Genomic DNA, 19829 nt, shown 5'->3' with positions numbered 1-19829 from the left:
CTACAAAGATAAAGCGGAGGAGTTTTCATATTGAACTCCTCTTTTTTTCGGGGGATTGGTATATAAAAGGAGTGGAAAACATGGCAACAGAAAAAACATACCCTATGACGCAAGAGGGTAAACAAAAATTAGAAAACGAACTTGAGCAATTAAAAACAGTAAGACGTAAAGAAGTTGTAGAACGTATTAAAATCGCGCGTAGCTTCGGTGATCTTTCTGAGAACTCGGAGTACGATGCAGCGAAAGATGAACAAGCATTCGTAGAAGGACGTATTACACAATTAGAAAATATGATTCGTAACGCGGTAATCATTGAAGACAATGGCGAAGAGTCTACAGTTGTAACATTAGGTAAAACAGTAACATTTAAAGAATTACCAGATGGAGATGAAGAAGCTTATACAATCGTTGGTAGCGCAGAAGCGGATCCATTTGAAGGAAGAATTTCTAACGATTCTCCAATCGCAAAAAGCTTATTAGGTAAGCAAATTGGTGAAAAAGTAGCAATCCAGACACCAGGCGGAGAAATGCAAGTAGAAATTATCTCTGTAAAATAATAAAAAAGGTTCACTCATATGAGTGAACCTTTTTTATTGGTCTTTCCCTTTTATTATCTCTTTACTCTCAAGATTCTGAGTGAACAGATGTGGTAAAACCGTTATAGTTTTGTTTGATTGATGAGCGAGAATGAAAACTATCCTTAATGGAATTTTGTCTTTGTTCGGCAAAATACAACAGTGTAAGAGTTTTAATTCTGATATCATGATTGAGGAATTTCTATATTTTGAAATGTGAAGAGATTTTTCAGATTTAAATGTAGAAACTTAGAAATCAATTTTTGCAAAATATGTACACCAGCCGGTCAATAAATAAAAATAATTACATAATATACGCTTCGATAATATTTCGTTTTGTATAAAAGGAACAACACTTCGTCTAAACTGAAAAGACGAGGTGTTTTTATGAAAATGAAGCGGAGAATTATCATCACCTTACTATGTTTTACATGTATTATGCTTTTATTACTTGGTAGGTTAGCACAAATACAACTTATAGCTACGGAATCATTTACAAATAGGCATATAAATTTAATTGAAAAAAGTGTCGCCCAGCGTACACAAGCAGTCACAGTGGATGATGGTAGGGGACGTTTTATCGCTCGGAATGGAGAAGACCTTGGAGAAAAAAGATACCCAGTTTTAGTTATTTTTCCATTTTTGCAAATAAAAAATGACATGTTAGAGAAAGTAGCGCATATTATTGGTGTGCCAGGGCAAGCCATGAAAATGCAAATGAAAGGTAGAAACAAGCCATTTATATTTCAAAGAGGTGATCGGCCGTTTCAATTAACAAAAGAACAAATGGAAAAGGTGAACCGCACTGATATGTTAGGTATGTTGGCAACTGAAGTAAGAATGAAGCAACCATCTGAAGCAGAGCATCTTATCGGTGTAGTCGGGGAAAACGAAAAGGAATTTAAAAAACGATATGAGAAACTAAATCAATTATCTAGCCAAACACCTATTGGTATTTCTGGATTACAGCAATCGTTTGATGAATTTTTAATGACTGATGGTGAAACGAAAGTGCTGTATCAAGTAGACAGGCAGGGAGAACCGATTTTTGGAAAACGTGCGAAATATACATCTCCTGGAAATCCCTTTTATCCCGTTACGATTCAAACAACGATAGAAAAATCGTTGCAACAAAAAGCAGAAGAGCTCGTGCAGAAACATGGGCTCAAAAAGGGTGGATTAGTATTACTTGATGTAAAGACGAGTGAAATTGTAGCAATGGTGAGTAAACCGTCCTTACAGATGAACAATCGAAACACATATAAACAAAGAATGGAAAACCAAATGCTAACGCCGCATTTTCCTGGTTCTGTCTTTAAAACAGTTATTGCGGTTGCAGCAATTGATAATGATATGATTCAATCGCATCGTAAGTTTAATTGTGATACAGACCCGTATGGCGAAAATCCTCCCCAGGTTATGATGGGAAAGTTAAGTTTTACAGAGAGCTTTGCTAGAAGTTGTAACAGGACATTTGCGGTGCTTGGTAATGAATTGATGCAAAAGGATAAGAATGTAATGGAAACGTATTTAGAGGCACTAGGAGCGAGTGAGACGGTAGGATGGAAAGGGCAAGTGTTTCATACGCCTAGGTTTAAACAATTGATAGAAGAGAAAAAAGCAACTGTTTGGAATGGCGAAGAAAATAAGGTGAGTCACAAAGCAATCGTCCAAACGGCAATTGGACAAAAGGATGTAAGAATATCCCCTTTAGCTGTTGCAAATATGATGGCGACGATTGCAAGAAATGGAGAGAAGAAAGAAGTAAAAGCTGTAAAAGAAATACAGTATAAAAATGGAACAAGATTTTTTTATTTTGAAGATCATAAACTGGAGGGAAGGCAACTCTCTTATAGTGCAGTGAAACAAGTGCAATCCTTATTAAGAAAAGTAGTAACGATGGAGAAAGGAACAGGAGCTTCTTTTCAATCATTACCCCTATCTGTTGCTGGAAAATCTGGGACGGCACAAACAGGAAAAGGAGATCGTGTAAATCGTTGGTTTGCGGGTTATTTCCCGTACGAAAACCCAAGATATGCGTTAGTAGTTGTTGATTTAGAAACGAATAATAAAGAAAATATTGTAACACCGATTTTTAAAGAATTTGTAGAAGAGATTGCCCAATTGGGAAGCAGAAGGTAATCTTGCAATTTATTATCAAATGTTTTCATTTCGTGAAAATATCACTGTAGTTGTTCAACCTTTTTAGATTTAATGTTACAATAGCAAGTAGGAAAAACTGCATGGAGGTTTGAAGAATGGCAGGAGGATCTAGATTTCAAAAGAAACAACAAAAACGTCGTCAAAACGGTGTTTTAAATATTGCGATTGCTATCGTGTTGTTAGCCGTACTTGTTGTAGCATACCAAGTATTCTTTACTTCTGATACAACAGAACAAGCGTCTTCTCCAGAAAAGAAAGTATCTCAGCAAACAACGAAAGATAATAAAACTGAGAAAAAGAAAGATGAAGAAGAACAAGCAAAAATAGAAGAGGAGAAGAAGAAAGAGGAAGAAGAGAAGCAAAAGGCTGAAGAAGAGAAACAAAAAGCTGAGGAAGAAGCAAAAGCAAAAGCAAATGAAAAGGTTCCAGCTGAAAAAACACAGTCAAACGCAACAGATGCGTACACAAAGCCTTCTTGGAAGCCAATTGGTACAACGCAAGGTGCAACACCAGCAATGACATTTAAAACAGGTACAGCAGATTGGAATGAAATGAAGCAAGCCATTTCCTCTGCAATTGAAGTTCCAGTGGAACAATTAATCATTCACCGCATTGGAAATAACGGTCAGCAAAAAGCGTACGGTAATGTCCAAGATAAACAAACTGGTAAAAAATATTATGTAAATATTGATTGGGTAGAAAATGAGGGCTGGAAACCAGTACTTGTTCAAACTCTAAACTAAAAAAGAGAAAGGTTCTTAAGAACCTTTCTCTTTTTTAGTTAGCGTAATTTTTTTAATTTGAAATGAACAACTGCACTGTAATAAGGTCTTTTGCTTTCGGGATCCATAACCATTTGATGAGAAATATGATGAACTTCTAACATAAGTGCTTTGTTATTGTCAATTTGTTCGTTAATTTTCTTTTCTAAAGAAATTAAGTTTGATGCTTCAAAAAATTCTACTTTATCCTCCAGCATTTCAAAGGTAAATGACACAAAAAACCGCTCCTCTCTATATAATCAAGTTAAGTGTAACAAAGAAAAGAAGGAAATACCATTTCCGTTTTAATTGACATTTTCGTAAAGAAAGCATATCATACTGATAAAACCGATAAGAAAAAGGGGAATTTTATATGGGTACAGAATTTAACGGTTTATTTGATGAATGGGCTCATACGTACGATTCATTCGTACAAGGCGAAGATATACAATATAAAGAAGTTTTCGCTCGTTATGAGGAGATTTTAGAGGATGTAGTAAACAAATCATTTGGAAATGTATTAGAATTTGGTGTTGGTACTGGCAATTTAACAAATAAATTATTACTTGCTGGTCGCACTGTTTACGGCATAGAGCCGTCACGTGAAATGCGTACTATCGCAAAGCAGAAGTTACCAGAAGAATTTTCAATTACAGAAGGAGATTTTCTTTCTTTTGATGTTCCCAATTCTATTGATACAATTGTAAGCACCTATGCGTTTCATCATCTAACAGATGAAGAAAAAGATGTAGCAATTGCGAAATATAGTCAATTGCTTAATAAAGGTGGTAAAATAGTGTTTGCTGATACGATATTTGCAGATCAAGAAGCGTATGATAAAACTGTTGAAACTGCAAAACAAAGAGGGTTTCATCAGTTAGCAAACGATTTGCAAACTGAATACTACACACGTATTCCAATCATGCAATCTATTTTTGAAAACAATGGCTTCCATGTAACATTCACGAGATTAAATCATTTCGTTTGGGTAATGGAGGCAACTAAGCAATAGAAAGAGGGATTAGATTGAGAATTGCTGTAATTGGAGCAATGGAAGAAGAAGTACGTATTTTACGTGACAAATTAGAACAGGCAGAAACAGAAACCGTAGCAGGCTGTGAATTTACGAAAGGGACATTAGCGGGACATGAAGTAATCTTGTTAAAGTCTGGTATTGGTAAAGTAAATGCAGCTATGTCAACGACAATTTTATTAGAAAGATATCAACCTGAAAAAGTAATTAATACAGGTTCAGCTGGTGGGTTCCACCAATCTTTAAATGTTGGTGATGTTGTTATCTCAACAGAAGTTCGCCATCATGATGTGGATGTAACTGCATTTGATTATGAATATGGTCAAGTGCCAGGGATGCCACCGGGATTTAAAGCTGATGAAGAACTAGTTGCGTTAGCTGAGAAATGTATGAAGGCAGAAGAGGATATTCAAGTTGTTAAAGGGATGATTGCAACAGGTGATTCATTTATGAGTGATCCAAACCGTGTTGCAGCAATCCGTGATAAATTCGAAAACCTTTACGCAGTAGAAATGGAAGCAGCAGCGGTTGCGCAAGTTTGCCATCAATATAAAGTTCCATTTGTAATTATTCGTGCACTTTCTGATATTGCTGGTAAAGAATCAAACGTTTCATTTGATCAATTTTTAGATCAAGCAGCTCTTCATTCTACAAACTTCATTGTAAAAGTGTTAGAAGAGTTAAAGTAATGTAACAAAAAGGCAACTGTTTTATATAAAGAAGATACATACAGTTGCCTTTTCTTTATTGGCAAATAAGGAGGAGAACACGATGAAGGTGTATCGCGGGATTCATGAATTAATCGGTCATACACCGATTGTAGAAATTACTCGTTTTTCACTTCCAGAGGGCGTTCGTTTATTTGCAAAGCTTGAATTTTATAATCCAGGTGGAAGTGTGAAGGATCGCTTAGGAAGAGAATTGATTGAAGATGCACTAGCAAAAGGGCTTGTAACGCCAGGGGGAACGATTATTGAACCAACGGCAGGGAATACTGGCATTGGACTGGCACTCGCCGCACTAGAGCATGATTTACATGTAATTGTTTGTGTTCCAGAAAAATTCAGTATTGAAAAACAAGAGCTAATGAAGGCACTCGGTGCAACGGTTGTGCATACACCAACTGAACAAGGGATGACTGGTGCAATTGCGAAGGCAAAAGAATTAGTAAAAGAAATTCCAAACTCATACTCTCCAAGTCAATTCGCAAATGAAGCAAATCCGCGTGCTTATTTTAAAACATTAGGCCCTGAACTATGGGAAGCATTGGATGGAGAGATTAACATATTTGTAGCAGGTGCAGGTACTGGTGGTACATTTATGGGAACTGCGTCCTATTTAAAAGAGCAAAATCGTGGAATTAAAACGGTAATTGTAGAACCGGAAGGATCTATTTTAAATGGTGGTGAAGCTGGTTCGCATGAAACAGAAGGAATTGGTCTGGAATTTATTCCACCATTTTTAAAACCATCTTATTTCGATGAAATTCATACAATTTCGGATCGAAATGCATTTCTGCGTGTGAAAGAGTTAGCGCAGAAGGAAGGACTTCTTGTTGGTAGTTCTTCAGGAGCGGCATTTCATGCGAGTTTGATAGAGGCAGAAAAAGCAAAACCAGGTACAAACATCGTAACGATTTTTCCAGATAGTAGTGAGCGTTATTTAAGTAAAGATATATACAAAGGATGGGAATAAAAAATGAGAGCAAAAACAAAATTAATTCATGGTATTCGCATAGGAGAACCTTCAACTGGGTCTGTAAATGTACCAATTTATCAAACAAGTACGTACAAACAAGAGGCAGTTGGTAAACATAAAGGATATGAGTATTCACGTACAGGAAATCCAACGCGTGCAGCATTAGAAGAAATGATTGCAGTGCTAGAAAACGGTCATGCAGGATTTGCTTTTGGTTCAGGAATGGCTGCTATTACAGCAATTATTATGTTATTCTCAAAAGGGGACCATGTCATATTAACAGATGATGTATATGGTGGAACGTATCGTGTGATAACGAAAGTATTAAATCGTTTCGGTATTGAACATACATTTGTAGATACGACAAACTTAGAAATAGTAGCCGAAGCAGTTCGTCCAAATACGAAAGCAATTTATGTAGAAACACCAACAAATCCACTATTAAAAATTACAGATATTAAGCAAATTTCTACATTTGCAAAAGAAAAAGGTTTACTAACAATTATTGATAATACATTTATGACGCCGTACTGGCAGTCGCCAATTTCTTTAGGAGCAGATATTGTACTTCATAGCGCAACGAAATATTTAGGTGGACACAGTGATGTTGTCGCTGGGTTAGTTGTTGTAAATAGTGCAGAGCTAGCAGAAGAACTTCATTTCATTCAAAACTCAACAGGTGGTATCCTTGGACCACAAGACAGCTTTTTATTATTACGTGGTTTAAGAACATTAGGAATACGCATGGAAGAAAATGAAGCAAATGCGCGTGCGATTGCTGAGTTTTTAAACAATCATCCAAAAGTAAACAAAGTGTACTATCCAGGTCTTGAAACGCATCCAAATCATGCATTAGCAACAGAACAAGCAAATGGATATGGTGCGATTATCTCATTCGATGTGGATAGTGAAGAAACGCTAAATCAAGTACTTGAGAAGGTGCAGTACTTTATACTTGCTGAAAGTTTAGGAGCTGTAGAAAGCTTAATTTCAATTCCAGCTCAAATGACACATGCATCTATCCCAGCGGACCGTCGTAAAGAGTTAGGAATTACAGATACATTAATTCGTATTTCTGTCGGTATTGAAGACGGAGAAGACTTAATTGAAGATTTAGCACAAGCGTTATCATAATGGAAAAAGCACTGCTAAATAAAGCGGTGCTTTCCTTAAAATTAATTTGTGAATGTTTTCACAAATTAGACACACACAAATAAAAATATTTCGTGTATAGTAAAAGCAGGAAATGACGATTCACACATAAACTTGTGAAATATTTCACAATCAATGAGATTCATGTAGGAAAAGTAACTCTATTTTTTTACGCTAATAGGGACTTATTTAGACCCTAAGGGACTTTTTAAGACCAAATAGCAGAATAGGAGGGATTTACATGGTATTCAAAGAGAAATTTGTAAATGAAATGCAAGAAGTAACAGAGATGATTGATACGTTGGTGAAGAACGGTCAAGAAGCTTTACGAGCATTAGAGGATTTTACACAAGAGCAAATTGACAACATTGTACATGAAATGGCACTTGCGGGTGTAGACCAACATATGCCACTTGCAAAAATGGCTGTTGAGGAAACAGGGCGTGGTGTATATGAAGATAAGTGCATCAAAAATATTTTTGCCACTGAATATATTTGGCACAGTATGAAAAAAGATAAAACAGTAGGAATCATTCATGAGGATCCTCATGAAGAAATTATAGAAATTGCAGAACCAGTCGGTGTAGTTGCTGGAGTAACACCAGTAACGAATCCAACTTCGACAACGATGTTTAAAGCGTTAATCGCAATGAAAACAAGAAATCCAATTATTTTCGCATTTCATCCTTCTGCACAAAATTGTTCGATTGCAGCGGCTAAAACGTTATATGATGCGGCAGTGAAGGCAGGTGCGCCAGATGGCTGTATTCAATGGATTGAGAAACCTTCTGTTGAGGCGACAAAGAAATTAATGAATCATGAAGGTGTCGCGCTCGTTCTGGCAACTGGAGGCGCAGGAATGGTGAAATCAGCGTATTCTACCGGTAAACCAGCCTTAGGCGTAGGGCCGGGAAATGTGCCTTGTTATATAGAAAAATCAGCACATGTAAGACGTGCTGTAAATGATTTGATTTTATCCAAAACATTTGATAACGGTATGATTTGTGCTTCTGAACAAGCAATCATTGTAGACAAAGAAATTTACAATGACGTGAAAGAAGAAATGATAGCGAATAATTGTTATTTTGTAACAGAAGAAGAACGAAGAAAATTAGAGAAACTTGTTATTAATGAAAATACATGTGCAGTAAATAGTGATATTGTTGGGAAATCGGCTTATTATATTGCTGCATTAGTGGGAATTACTGTACCAGAAGATACAAAAATGCTGGTTGCTGAAATTAAAGGCGTAGGTGCTGATTATCCACTATCTCGTGAAAAATTAAGTCCGGTATTAGCTTGTGTAAAAGCAAATTCACTTGAAGAAGGCTTTACATATTGTGAAGGAATGTTAGACCTTGGTGGTTTAGGACATTCAGCAGTTATCCATTCGACAAATAAAGAAGTACAAAAACAATTTGGTTTACGTATGAAAGCTTGTCGTCTTATCGTAAATGCTCCGTCATCACAAGGTGGAATTGGTGATATATATAATGCATTTATCCCATCACTCACACTTGGATGCGGTTCATATGGAAAGAACTCTGTTTCTCAAAACGTAACGGCAACACATCTATTAAATATAAAAAGACTTGCAAGTAGAAAAAAGAGTATGCAGTGGTTCAAACTACCACCCAAAATCTATTTTGAAAAACATGCGACAGGATATTTAGCAAATATGCCGAATATTTCACGAGCATTTATTGTAACGGATTCTGGAATGGTTGAGCATGGTTATGTGGATACAGTAACGCACTATTTACGTAGACATACAAATGATGTAAAGGTGGAAGTGTTCTTTGAAGTAGAGCCAGATCCATCTGATGAAACGGTTTTTAAAGGTGCTGAAATGATGAAAAGTTTCCAGCCGGATGTGATTATTGCACTTGGCGGTGGATCAGCGATGGATGCAGCGAAAGGAATGTGGCTTTTCTATGAGCATCCAGAAACAACATTCTTTGGAATAAAGCAAAAGTTTCTAGATATAAGAAAACGGACATGTAAATATCCGAAACTAGGGAACAAAGCTCAGTTTGTTGCAATTCCAACAACATCAGGAACAGGATCAGAAGTGACACCATTTGCGGTTATTACAGATAAAAAGAACAATATAAAATACCCGCTAGCTGATTATGAATTAACGCCAGATGTAGCGATTGTTGATCCGCAATTTGTAATGACAGTACCGCCGCATGTAACAGCAGATACTGGAATGGACGTGTTAACGCATGCAATTGAGGCATACGTGTCTATTATGTCAAATGATTATACAGATGGTTTAGCATTAAAAGCAATTGACCTCGTATTCAAATATTTACCGAGAGCATATAAAGATGGAAATGATGAAGAGGCACGTGAGAAAATGCATAACGCTTCTGCGATTGCTGGAATGGCATTTGCCAATGCATTTCTTGGTATTAATCATAGTTTGGCGCACAAAATTGGTCCGGAATTCCATATTCCGCACGGGCGTGCAAATGCAATCTTAATGCCTCATGTCATTCGCTATAATGCGATTAAACCAAGAAAACATGCATTGTTCCCCAAATATGAGCACTTTGTTGCTGATGAACGTTACGCGCATATTGCGAGAATGCTTGGACTCCCAGGGGGAACAATTGAAGAAAGTGTGGAATCATTAGTACAAGCAATTATTGCTCTTGGAAAAGAATTAAATATTAACATGAGCATCGCTGGACAAGGTGTGGAACAAGAAATATTTGAAGAGGTTGTTGGTACATTAGCAGAAAGAGCATTTGAAGATCAGTGTACAACAGCGAATCCGAAATTACCGCTTATTTCAGAGCTGAAAGAAGTGTATAAGCAAGCTTATAAAGGTGTATAGAAAATTTAAAAGAGCCGTTTAGTAGAGGCTCTTTTTCCTTTAGAAAACTTCTCCCTCATTGGTTATATTTACTTGCCTCAGATACGATTAGAATATGATAGAGTGAGAGGGAGGAGTGGTAGAAGTATGAAAGAATTACAACAGAAAATAGCAGATTATATTCGCTTCGGCCAAGTTCTTCTTGCACTAGCCACATTTTTAATGATTGGTTTATTGATCCCAAATGGAGGAAGAGAAACTGTACAAACCTTTGCGATGATGAGTGTTATTGTTTTATTTTTAGGGATGTCATTTTTCTTTTTCAAGCGTGTCAAAGCGCTGCGTGACAAGTTAGAGGAGAACGAATATGAATCAAATTGATAGATGAAACGCTACGAAAAGAGAGTATCTTTTTGTAGCGTTTTTTATATAAGTAAAATTTTGTAGAAAATGTATACGTTTTATATTGACAATGATAATCTTTATCAATTAAAATGTAATAGAACTAAGTTCTAATGCAAGGTCATTTTTGAACGGGAAGTTCTTGTCCGTTGTTAGAACAAGATAAATATCTAGTATATAACTGAAAATCCTACACCCCCCTCAGTTGTAGTTTTCTTTATACTAGTTATGATATGGATGCAGTAGACAAGTCTTTGTCTACTGCTTTTTTTTCGTTAAAACTTGTATATCACTGTAATCTGAAATGATAAAATTCGCATACGGTGTTAATTCTTCTATTGCATGCTCATGATTAGCAATACCGACAGCAATACTTCCAGCATCTTTGGCCATTTTTACGTCTACTATAGTATCTCCAACCATTACGAGCTCATTTGGCTTAATAGCAAGCCGTTCACATACTTTTGTAATCATTTCTGGATGAGGCTTTCCGTTTTCTACATCTTCTGGAGTAAGGAGAAAATGAAGTGGTGGTAGGTTAAGTAAATCGATACACTTTTTTGTTCTCACTTTATTATCTGAGGTGAGAATACCTGTGTATATTCCTTCCTTTTGCAAAGAAATAATGCATTCGGTTACCCCTCGAATAGGATGAAAAGCTTGTTCAATGGATAATTGTTCATTGCTTTCTTCAAATATGGCAGCTGCGAGTTCTTTGCAACGATGCCATGGATATTTTTTGATTTGATATAAAAGGCTCGCGACAACAATCATCTCCTCTTCTTCAGAGGCAACCGCTAATAGACCTTTAAAATCAACTTGGTTAGGAGGAACAAATCCAACTGCTTTTTCCCAATGCGGCTCATATTCTTTGCCAACAACTTGTAAAAATTTATATTTTCGTAGTCTATCAATTTCCTGCCAAAATGGAATTGCTTGAAATAATGTACCATCTTTATCAAAGGCAATTGCCTTTGTTTCGATAATTTTTCCTGAAATTTTAATTTTTCCCATATTTCATGTCACCTCGTTTATAATAGTTACCATATACTGTACATTCTGAAATGCATTACAGGTCAAGGGGGGAGTTAAGATTTCTACAATTGAAGATATCGCGAAATTAGCTGGAGTGTCTAAAGCAACCGTTTCCCGTGTGATCAATCATCATCCGTATGTACGTCCAGAATTAAGGGCGAAAGTGCAAGCGATTATTGATGAAAAAAATTATGTACCTGTGGCAACGGCGAAAGATTTACGTCGTCTGCAAACAAATTTAATTGGTGTAGTCGTACCAAATTTACATCACCCCTTCTTTAGTCAGTTAATCCAAGAGTTAAGTGGTATTTTAAAAATAGATTGTTATGATGTCGTGATATTACAATCAAATTATGAAATTGAGAGAGAAAGAGAATTTTTACAATATATTAGGACGAAGAAGTTAGATGGGATTATTTTTACTACACTTTCTTTGCCAATAGAGGAAATAGAACGTGCGGTCTCTTCAGGAGCAATTATTATTTGTAATGAACATGTAGAAACAGAACTCGTATCCACAGTTCAATTTGATGAAGAGTTAGCAGGTTATATAGGAACGAAGCACCTTTTTGAAAATGGATATACACGTATAGGATTTTGTTACGATACATTAAAAAGTAAAGCGCAGAGGCAGAGATACCAAGGATATAAAAGAGCTTTAAAGGAGCATGGCCTACAGTTGCAGCAAGAATGGATATTTTCAAATTGCTGTGGACTGAAGGATGGAAAAAATATTATACATATCATTCAATCCATGAAAAATGCTCCTGATGCAATTTTTACAGGTAGCGATGAGATAGCTGCTGGAATCATTATGGAAGCGCAGCGATTAAGAATTCGTATCCCACAAGATTTTGGTGTTATGGGATTTGATAACCAAGAAATCTCCATGATAATGCACCCTAATATAACAACGATTAATACCTCCATCAAAAGTATGGCAAAGAATTCTATCGTATTATTGCATAAACAATTACGAGGAGAGCATGTCCAACGTATACAATTGCCTATTTCAATTATAGGGAGAGAATCTACAAGAAAGGAGTAGGAGTATGTTCCATACAGATCGTTTACAATTTCGAAAATATACAATGGACGACTTAGATTTCTATGCTTCCTTATGGGGAAATGAGAAAGTGATGCGCTACATTGGGAACGGAACGCCAAAAACATATACGCAGTGTAAAAAAAGTTTGGAAAGCTGGGTCTTTCCGGGTTATAAGAATGGTTTAGGATTATTTCTAATGATCGAAAAGGATACAGGTATATCAATTGGACATGCAGGGCTTGTAAGGCAGCAAGTAGACGGGAAGGAAGAAATTGAAATCGGTTATTGGTTACTTCCAGAGTATTGGGGAAAAGGATACGCAAAGGAAGCAGCAACAGCTTTTCGCGATTATGGTTTTCAAGGGTTAAGACTAAATAAGCTTATTTCTCTTATTAATCCAGATCATCCTGCATCTATTTTCGTTGCTAGAAAAACAGGAATGAGTTATGAAAAAACGGCATCATTTCATGGGATAGATGTTCTTGTATATGCGATTAAAAGAGCAGGATAACTCCTGCTCTTTTAAAATATAAGACCACTAAATGTCATTAACATATTTAAAACTATATGCCATATAATAGCTGGAATGATGCTATTTGATTTCACAACTATTCCACCATAAAATATACCAGCTAAAATGAAAGCAGTGGAAACACTCCAAGAAAAACCTAAGGAGTAATGTTGCAAACCAAAACCGATGCTTGTAAGTAAAATAGCCCATTTTTCACCAATCTGTTTTGTAAACTGATGTAGTAAGATACCTCGCCAAATACATTCTTCTAATACGCCATTGATAATAGAAAACAATATGGAAAATAATATAATATGCTGTATGTAAGACAGGTCTTTTTGCAGTAGAAAAGGTATAAAAGTGATGATATTAATGGAGATTGCGATGATGAGAAATATATGGATTTTCACTTGATGAGGTCCACTCCAAATAAAAGGCATATATAAGGTATTGTCCCATCTTGGTTGATGCCAATTTAGAGATATTTGCTGTTTGCGTGCAAGAGCATCTATGAGAAATGGTACAAAAACAAGAAGTAGGCAAAGACGTTTCGCAATAATTGTTAGTTCTCTTGAAGGAAAGGAAATGTGATTCATTGTAAATAAATAGAGGGAAAAGCCAATGCCGAATAATAGAGTAATCCATATAAAGTGATGATAGGCTTTCTTTTTAAGTAGTAGAAGCAATGTAATAATCCAAAAACTAAACAGTAGTATACTATTGGTCTGCATAGTAATCATGAGAATCGTAAAAGAAATGAGTAATTGAAATTTCTCCATCTTTTTCTCCTTTTAAAAAAGGTAATATTTAATTCTTAAAGAATAGTATATAACAATAAAAGGGGGAATGGGATGTATATTTATCATAATGGACTTATTATTCGAGAAGGAACGACTGGTGTACCAGCTTATGCAATTAAAAGTCTATTTGAAGATGCAGGCTGGAGTAACAATAGCATTCCATCTTGGCAAATAGAAAAATTTACGATAGCATTTGAGAATTCAACATGGGCTTTTACGATTTGGGATGATGAAGAAATGATTGCGATGGTTCGTGTTATTTCTGATCAGGTAATGGCTGCAAATATTATGGATTTAGTAGTGAAGTGTGAATATAGAGGGAAAGGTTTAGGGAAAAAACTTGTTTCTCTTTGTATGCAGAAATTACCCCATGGGGATTGGTTCGCTCATACGTCTGCTAATAATTTTGATTTTTATCGTAGTTGCGGATTTGAAGTGCGAGAGTTATCAAGAAATGGGACATGTGCTTATTACGGTTACAATGAAGCAAAAAAAGAGGGACATCGATAACTCTGTTAGATAGTAGAAAGAATGTAAAAAGGATTGCTAGGCGATAGCAATCCTTTTTCGTTTAGACCGATACAATATTTTACTGTACAAAAAAGAAATAGTGAATTGCGAATGAGAGAGTAAACAAGGGAAGCATAAACAGCAGTTTCTTTTTGAAACCTTTAAAGAAGGAGCCATTATTAGGAGTAAGCCAAATTTCTAATGTGGAATAGAAGAGTAATAAAACTGCTAATAATATGCCACCTACTAATCCAAATGTCATTGTTAAGACCTCCAATCTAATCAAAGATAATATATATGAAATGATAACATCTAAATGCTAATCATTACCAATAGGTAGTGGTACTTTTAGTAATTAAAATGAATTACTGTTCATTTTATGGTAATATAATAAAGAAAATTCAGAAATTTAAAAGGGGGATTAAAATGAATCTAAAAGTAGGCGATACATTTCAGTATGAAAGAACATTTACAGAAGAAGAAGTTCTCGAATTTGCAGGCCTTACAGGGGATAAAGGAAGACACCATATGGAATATGATGAGCAAAGACGTTTAATGGTTCATGGTTTATTGACTGCAAGTATAGGAACGAAAATTGGTGGAGATTTGCATTACATAGCAAGAGAGTTGGTAAGTGAGTTTATTAGACCTGTTTTTACAGGAGATACAATTACTTGTGATTTAACTTTTACAAGTGTTGAACAAATGGAGGGATATAAAAAGGTATCTATAGAATCGGTGTATCGTAATCAAAAAGGAAAAGAAGTATTGATAGGATCAAGCCGTGGAATTATACGAGAATAGTACAAAAAAGCCTGTTTTTCATTTTTGAAAACAGGCTTTTGGGATTGTTTGCAATGCTTTTTAATATACACGTTTTCGATTTTCAGCATGACTGGAGATAAGTAATAGTGCAGCCTCATCGCCTATATTACGTACAATATGTGGCACGCATGCGCTCCAGGAAAAAGAATCTCCTTCTTCGACAATTGCGATATCTTCTCCATGTTGTACTTCCAATTTCCCACGTAAAACAAGATGACATTCTTCTCCTTCATGAGCGTTCGGTTTGTTTTCTTTTGGGAAACCGATAGGGATTTCTACCAAAGATAAACGAAGGCCGCCTTGTTCAGCGACATGTTCAATCTTCTGTTCATCCTTTCCGTACACACTGTATTTTCGTTCTTCTTTTTTAACAATTTTCATGCGATCTTTCTGCTCAAGTAATAAGTAAGGAAGAGGGACATTTAAAAAATTAGAAATTGTTTCTAAAGTTGAGATAGATGGAGAAGTTTTATTATTCTCGACCTGACTCATAAAACCTTTAGAAAGCCCTGTTCCCTCACAAATTTGAGCGATCGTTATGCCTCTGCGTTGACGAATTTCACGTATTGCAGAACCGATATTCATACGAATCAAGCTCCTTTTTGTAGACAACTATTTGTATCATAGCAAATATTTTTCATTTTTTCTCAAGAAAAATGAATTGACGAATAAAAAAAATTATTGTATGTTTTGTAATGTAAATAAAAGTTCTATATAACAAAACTATAAAGGAGAGAAAGAAATGAATCAACACATTGGTAATTTAATTATTCGTATTGTATTAGGAGTAACATTTTTTATGCATGGTTTGACAAAGTTTCAATCAGGCATTGATAATATTGCAGGGTGGTTTACAAGTATCGGCTTACCAGGTGCTCTTGCATACGGTGTAGCAACAGTAGAATTAGTCGGTGGCCTATTATTAATTGTCGGTTTAGGTGTAAGATATGTTGGATTATTATTCGCACTTATTTTAGTTGGAGCGATTGTGAAAGTGAAATGGTCTGCTGGTTTATTAGGAGATGGAAAGAATCCCGGTTACGAATTAGAGCTTGCATTATTAGCGATGGGTCTTTACTTATTTGTTGCGAAAGCTGACGGTTTTGTAGATAATTTCTTAAAAGCAACTGTGTTTAAAAAAGACTAATTTCAATGGGGGTATAACAATATGAGCTTTCAACTTCATCCCAACACGGCACTTGGTGTTGTATATCTACATGTATCGAATGTAAAGGCGTCGCTGGCGTTTTACACAGATGTACTACGAATGAAAGTGATTAAAGAAGAGGCAACGATTGTTACGCTTGGTAATGAAGATAATGAACCGCTTCTTATAATAGAAGAGAAAGAGAACGCTCTTCCAAAACAAAGAAGCCGCACGGGTTTATATCACTACGCAATCTTATTACCAAGTAGACAAGATTTAGCAAATATTCTTCTTCATCTTGTGCAGAAAGTATATCCGTTACATGGCGGGTCAGATCACTATTTTAGTGAAGCAATTTATTTATCTGATCCAGATGGAAATGGAATTGAAATTTATCACGATCGTCAAAGAGAAGTGTGGCGTGATGAAAAGGGCGAGCTTCCATTTGTTAGTAACCCATTAGATGGAGAAGGATTATTAGAACAAGGAAGTACATGGAGTGGATTCCCAAATGGTACAGTAATGGGGCATGTTCATTTTCATGTAGCAGATTTAGAAGAGGCGAGACGCTTTTACGTTGATGGACTTGGGTTTGAAGTAACAATTCCAGCTCGTAACGGTGCATTATTTGTTTCAGCAGGAGGATATCATCACCATATTGGTTTGAACACATGGCAAGGTGAAGGTGTGCCGCAGCAAATACCAAATTCCATTGGCTTGAAATATTTCACGATTGTACTAGCAGATGAAAGACAAAAAGAGCAAGTGTGTGAAAGCTTAAAATATATTGGCGCTATTGCTACGTATAAAGATGGAATATTGCAAGTAGAGGATCCATTTGGTCATTGTATTCATTTAATTGTAAAAGGAGAAGCCTAAAGAAAGGCTTCTCTTTTTTATTTTCTTATAATCGCTTTTTCATTTTGTAAAAAGAGTTCATTAAACTGTCTCGCGAGCTCAAAATCAAGTTTTGTTAAACCTTTTGCATTCCAGGATGACAAAGTAATAATGACTGCTTTATACTGGATAAGGATAAATGGATGGTGATTGTGTTCTTCTGATAGTTTGGCGGCTTCAGAGACAAATTCGACACCTTTTAAGTAGTCGGAAAACATATATTTTCTTTCAATCCATTTTTCATCTTTCACTGTCCATTTATCCAGCTTCATTAATTCCTCTTGTACTTCTTCATCTGTTAGTCGTTGCATGCTTTTTCACATCCTTTATTGGAAGTAAGGCAAGGCCATTGTTAATTAAACGTTGTACAGATTCATTTTCAAAAGTAATCAGCTCTTGTAATAATGCAGCGGATGTTTCATGTCCTTTGTTATGTTCTAAAAGTAATTCTAAAATTTCAAGGCGAAGCAACCATTCTTTTTCATAGAATTTGTTCAAGATTTGTTGAATCGCTATTAGCTGCTCTACATTTGCTTCATGTAATGTACCTTCATTTCGAATATCACGAACGGTTTGATACATACGATCCAGCTCAGTTAATGTAAGTGGTGCGGGTGTTTCTTCTACTTCTTCATCCGTAGGGAAGAATGCAGCTGCATCTGCTGCACCAGGAAATACAGAAGTGATTTTTGAACCAACTGCCATATCAAACGAACCCCATGAAGCATCAAATAATAAACGGTCGTTCCAAACAACTGTGCAATCCGTAAATGAAATAAGAGCGATCTTCCCATCGTTTTTCATAATATCCGTTACGATTCCTTTTACATGAACACCGCTTGCAAAGGATAGTTCCGCACGGTTACCGATGATAACGCCTAATGATTGTAACTCCGTATCTGTACAATCCTCAAGTGAGACATTGCCTTCTAATAAACCAACTGGTGTGCCAAATCCATCTTGATGTACAGATGTAGAATGATCTGATAATTGTTTATTATTTAGTGCTAATGCAGTCGGTGTATTTGTTTTCATGTAAATCACTTCACCAGCATCATTTTGAATTGTCTCTGCAAATGTACCTGTAATTTGTAATCCACTACTTAATTCAGCAGTTGCATTATTTTCAGAACGAATTGCTTTTTCTAATCCTTCTGCACCACCTGTCTTGAAAGCCATTGTTTCAGAGAAACTCTCTAGTGCTTCTGTTAGTTCTTCAAATGACTCGCATACAAATAGCTGAGGTTGCATTTTTGTAACGTCATAGGTCGTTTTTGTACAAGCTTCAATTGAGAATGGAACTTTTTCTACAGCGTCTGTTAAGCAATGCTTACTTTCACCAACAGAAGAAAGTAGGCCAGCTCCGTAGATTTTAGGGTTGTCCATATCTCCAATTAATCCGTACTCGACCGTCCACCAGAAGAGACGAGAAATTTGTTCTGCCTCTGATAAGCCGGAAACAAGCTTTTGTTTTTCAATTACTTCGTTTTCAGCAGCTGCAACTTCTTCAGGTGTAGAAGTTGGACTTTCTTTCACGATTGTTAGCGTGCGTACAGCTTCAAAGGCATCATGTTCTTCTTTTGTTGAGAAAGCTTTTGCTCCAATTTGTCCGAAACGTTTTACATACTTTGCGTATGTAGGATCAAATAAAATCGGTGCGTGACCAGCAGCTTCATGAACGATATCAGGAGCCGGTGTATACTCGATGTTTTCCACTTTACGAATATCTGTTGCAATTGGTAATAATCCGTGACCTTGGAAATCAAAGAACGCTACGCCAGGAATAAGACCGTCAATCGTTACTGCGCCCCAACCACTTGGTGCTAAACACTCATTCATTTCTTCAACCTTTGGAATTGCATCTATATTAATACCAGATGATTGTAGTCCGTTAACGTAGGCTGGATGAGCAACATCTTTTAAAAAGTTATGGTTTTGTCTCATAATGTAACGCCACACAGCGTGATTAACCGGTGTGTACTGATCGTAATGCTGCGTGGATACAAATGGTTTTAAATGTGATGGAATTTCTGTTTTCTTTGTCATTAATACATCCTCCTTTTTTATCTGTAAAAATTGTTGCGGTTACTTTTTCGTATATCACCCCCTTCAAAATATTGTAAGCGTTTATAAAATTTTATCATAAGATTCGGAATTATTTAACATTTGTTTTTGTGAGAAATAGAAAAAGCCCCTATCGGAAAGTCCGATAGGGGCGAAAAAATCGCGGTACCACCCTATTTGTAAGCAAAAATATGCTTACTTCTCAGTTACTGATAACGGAAAGATCCGTCTTTTCCTTCATGCATAAATAGCACTACGAAAAAGAAGCTCCAGAATTGTAATTCGCACTTGTATATGCACTGATTCGCACCAACCATCAGCTCTCTGAGACAGGGATATAAGTTACTACTGCGATTCTTTCAACGCGTAATATATAAATTTGTT

The 19829-nt window shown here is 36.1% G+C and carries 22 protein-coding genes and 1 other annotated feature; of the genes, 15 read left to right on the top strand and 7 right to left on the bottom strand.

Going from position 1 to position 19829, the window contains the following annotated elements; genetic code table 11:
- The first annotated feature begins 80 nt into the window (after nt 1-80).
- The 3 genes from greA (at nt 81) to J4P91_RS06160 (ending at nt 3481) form a co-directional block, all read left to right on the top strand.
- Nucleotides 81-557: a transcription elongation factor GreA gene (gene greA / locus J4P91_RS06170; RefSeq protein WP_017150713.1), complete on the top strand. Its 477-nt coding sequence runs from the start codon at nt 81-83 to the stop codon at nt 555-557.
- Nucleotides 558-962: 405 nt separating this feature from the next.
- Nucleotides 963-2717 carry a peptidoglycan D,D-transpeptidase FtsI family protein gene (locus J4P91_RS06165; protein ID WP_207993257.1) on the top strand — a complete coding sequence of 585 codons (1755 nt, stop codon included), beginning with the start codon at nt 963-965 and terminating at the stop codon, nt 2715-2717.
- A gap of 116 nt (nt 2718-2833) precedes the next feature.
- Nucleotides 2834-3481, top strand: a complete 648-nt coding sequence (locus tag J4P91_RS06160; RefSeq protein ID WP_017150715.1) for a YrrS family protein — start codon at nt 2834-2836, stop codon at nt 3479-3481.
- Nucleotides 3482-3519: 38 nt separating this feature from the next.
- Here the strand turns inward: J4P91_RS06160 and J4P91_RS06155 are convergent, their stop codons facing one another.
- A complete protein-coding gene (locus J4P91_RS06155; protein WP_017150716.1) occupies nt 3520-3735 on the bottom strand; it encodes a YrzA family protein in 216 nt (71 codons plus the stop codon).
- A 137-nt stretch (nt 3736-3872) separates the two neighbouring features.
- Between J4P91_RS06155 and J4P91_RS06150 the strand changes: the two genes are divergently transcribed.
- From J4P91_RS06150 to J4P91_RS06125, 6 genes are all read left to right on the top strand, one after another.
- Nucleotides 3873-4511 carry a class I SAM-dependent methyltransferase gene (locus tag J4P91_RS06150; RefSeq protein ID WP_207993256.1) on the top strand — a complete coding sequence of 213 codons (639 nt, stop codon included), beginning with the start codon at nt 3873-3875 and terminating at the stop codon, nt 4509-4511.
- Between the two features lie 14 nt (nt 4512-4525).
- Complete coding sequence (gene mtnN, locus J4P91_RS06145; protein ID WP_017150718.1) at nt 4526-5221, top strand: 5'-methylthioadenosine/S-adenosylhomocysteine nucleosidase; 696 nt, start codon at nt 4526-4528, stop codon at nt 5219-5221.
- 82 nt (nt 5222-5303) lie between these two features.
- Nucleotides 5304-6227 carry an O-acetylserine dependent cystathionine beta-synthase gene (locus J4P91_RS06140; RefSeq protein WP_017150719.1) on the top strand — a complete coding sequence of 308 codons (924 nt, stop codon included), beginning with the start codon at nt 5304-5306 and terminating at the stop codon, nt 6225-6227.
- A gap of 3 nt (nt 6228-6230) precedes the next feature.
- The gene (locus J4P91_RS06135; RefSeq protein WP_017150720.1) at nt 6231-7364 is read left to right on the top strand and encodes a bifunctional cystathionine gamma-lyase/homocysteine desulfhydrase; all 1134 of its coding nucleotides are present in this window, start codon (nt 6231-6233) and stop codon (nt 7362-7364) included.
- Nucleotides 7365-7623: 259 nt separating this feature from the next.
- A complete protein-coding gene (gene adhE, locus J4P91_RS06130) occupies nt 7624-10227 on the top strand; it encodes a bifunctional acetaldehyde-CoA/alcohol dehydrogenase (protein ID WP_207993255.1) in 2604 nt (867 codons plus the stop codon).
- Nucleotides 10228-10353: 126 nt separating this feature from the next.
- Entirely contained in the window at nt 10354-10587 is a 234-nt protein-coding gene (locus J4P91_RS06125) for a YrhC family protein (RefSeq protein ID WP_017150722.1), read from the top strand.
- Between the two features lie 279 nt (nt 10588-10866).
- Here J4P91_RS06125 and J4P91_RS06120 read toward each other — a convergent pair whose 3' ends face one another.
- The gene (locus J4P91_RS06120) at nt 10867-11622 is read right to left on the bottom strand and encodes an HAD family hydrolase (RefSeq protein ID WP_207993254.1); all 756 of its coding nucleotides are present in this window, start codon (nt 11620-11622) and stop codon (nt 10867-10869) included.
- A 115-nt stretch (nt 11623-11737) separates the two neighbouring features.
- On the opposite strand from J4P91_RS06120, the gene J4P91_RS06115 reads away from it, so the two are divergent.
- Nucleotides 11738-12691 (top strand): LacI family DNA-binding transcriptional regulator, encoded by a 954-nt coding sequence (locus tag J4P91_RS06115; protein ID WP_051128649.1) that lies wholly within the window; start codon nt 11738-11740, stop codon nt 12689-12691.
- Between the two features lie 4 nt (nt 12692-12695).
- Nucleotides 12696-13202, top strand: coding sequence for a GNAT family N-acetyltransferase (locus tag J4P91_RS06110; protein ID WP_017150725.1), 507 nt, complete (start codon nt 12696-12698; stop codon nt 13200-13202).
- Between the two features lie 11 nt (nt 13203-13213).
- Here the strand turns inward: J4P91_RS06110 and J4P91_RS06105 are convergent, their stop codons facing one another.
- Nucleotides 13214-13981, bottom strand: a complete 768-nt coding sequence (locus J4P91_RS06105; protein WP_207993253.1) for a CPBP family intramembrane glutamic endopeptidase — start codon at nt 13979-13981, stop codon at nt 13214-13216.
- Nucleotides 13982-14053: 72 nt separating this feature from the next.
- Between J4P91_RS06105 and J4P91_RS06100 the strand changes: the two genes are divergently transcribed.
- The gene (locus J4P91_RS06100) at nt 14054-14512 is read left to right on the top strand and encodes a GNAT family N-acetyltransferase (RefSeq protein WP_207993252.1); all 459 of its coding nucleotides are present in this window, start codon (nt 14054-14056) and stop codon (nt 14510-14512) included.
- A 79-nt stretch (nt 14513-14591) separates the two neighbouring features.
- Here J4P91_RS06100 and J4P91_RS06095 read toward each other — a convergent pair whose 3' ends face one another.
- The gene (locus J4P91_RS06095) at nt 14592-14774 is read right to left on the bottom strand and encodes a hypothetical protein (RefSeq protein ID WP_207993251.1); all 183 of its coding nucleotides are present in this window, start codon (nt 14772-14774) and stop codon (nt 14592-14594) included.
- 164 nt (nt 14775-14938) lie between these two features.
- Between J4P91_RS06095 and J4P91_RS06090 the strand changes: the two genes are divergently transcribed.
- Nucleotides 14939-15316 carry a MaoC family dehydratase gene (locus J4P91_RS06090; RefSeq protein ID WP_017150729.1) on the top strand — a complete coding sequence of 126 codons (378 nt, stop codon included), beginning with the start codon at nt 14939-14941 and terminating at the stop codon, nt 15314-15316.
- Between the two features lie 60 nt (nt 15317-15376).
- Here the strand turns inward: J4P91_RS06090 and J4P91_RS06085 are convergent, their stop codons facing one another.
- Nucleotides 15377-15922 carry a helix-turn-helix domain-containing protein gene (locus tag J4P91_RS06085; protein ID WP_017150730.1) on the bottom strand — a complete coding sequence of 182 codons (546 nt, stop codon included), beginning with the start codon at nt 15920-15922 and terminating at the stop codon, nt 15377-15379.
- Nucleotides 15923-16079: 157 nt separating this feature from the next.
- Between J4P91_RS06085 and J4P91_RS06080 the strand changes: the two genes are divergently transcribed.
- Together J4P91_RS06080 and J4P91_RS06075 are read left to right on the top strand one after the other, a co-directional pair.
- Nucleotides 16080-16484 carry a DoxX family protein gene (locus J4P91_RS06080; RefSeq protein ID WP_207993250.1) on the top strand — a complete coding sequence of 135 codons (405 nt, stop codon included), beginning with the start codon at nt 16080-16082 and terminating at the stop codon, nt 16482-16484.
- 21 nt (nt 16485-16505) lie between these two features.
- Complete coding sequence (locus J4P91_RS06075) at nt 16506-17363, top strand: VOC family protein (protein ID WP_207993249.1); 858 nt, start codon at nt 16506-16508, stop codon at nt 17361-17363.
- A 17-nt stretch (nt 17364-17380) separates the two neighbouring features.
- On the opposite strand, the gene J4P91_RS06070 is transcribed toward J4P91_RS06075, so the two are convergent.
- The gene (locus J4P91_RS06070) at nt 17381-17692 is read right to left on the bottom strand and encodes a 4a-hydroxytetrahydrobiopterin dehydratase (RefSeq protein WP_017150733.1); all 312 of its coding nucleotides are present in this window, start codon (nt 17690-17692) and stop codon (nt 17381-17383) included.
- The gene (locus J4P91_RS06065; protein WP_207993248.1) at nt 17673-19427 is read right to left on the bottom strand and encodes an aromatic amino acid hydroxylase; all 1755 of its coding nucleotides are present in this window, start codon (nt 19425-19427) and stop codon (nt 17673-17675) included. Before J4P91_RS06065 ends, J4P91_RS06070 begins: the two co-directional genes overlap by 20 nt.
- A 162-nt stretch (nt 19428-19589) precedes the next feature.
- Nucleotides 19590-19817 (bottom strand) — a binding site (T-box leader).
- Nucleotides 19818-19829 lie beyond the last annotated feature (12 nt).

The sequence above is a fragment of the Bacillus sp. XF8 genome (genome assembly GCF_017498755.1).
In the GTDB taxonomy this organism is placed as follows: Bacteria; Bacillota; Bacilli; order Bacillales; family Bacillaceae_G; genus Bacillus_A; species Bacillus_A bingmayongensis.
Note: the sequence above shows the minus strand (reverse complement) of the source record. Positions and strands in the feature narration are given on the sequence as shown.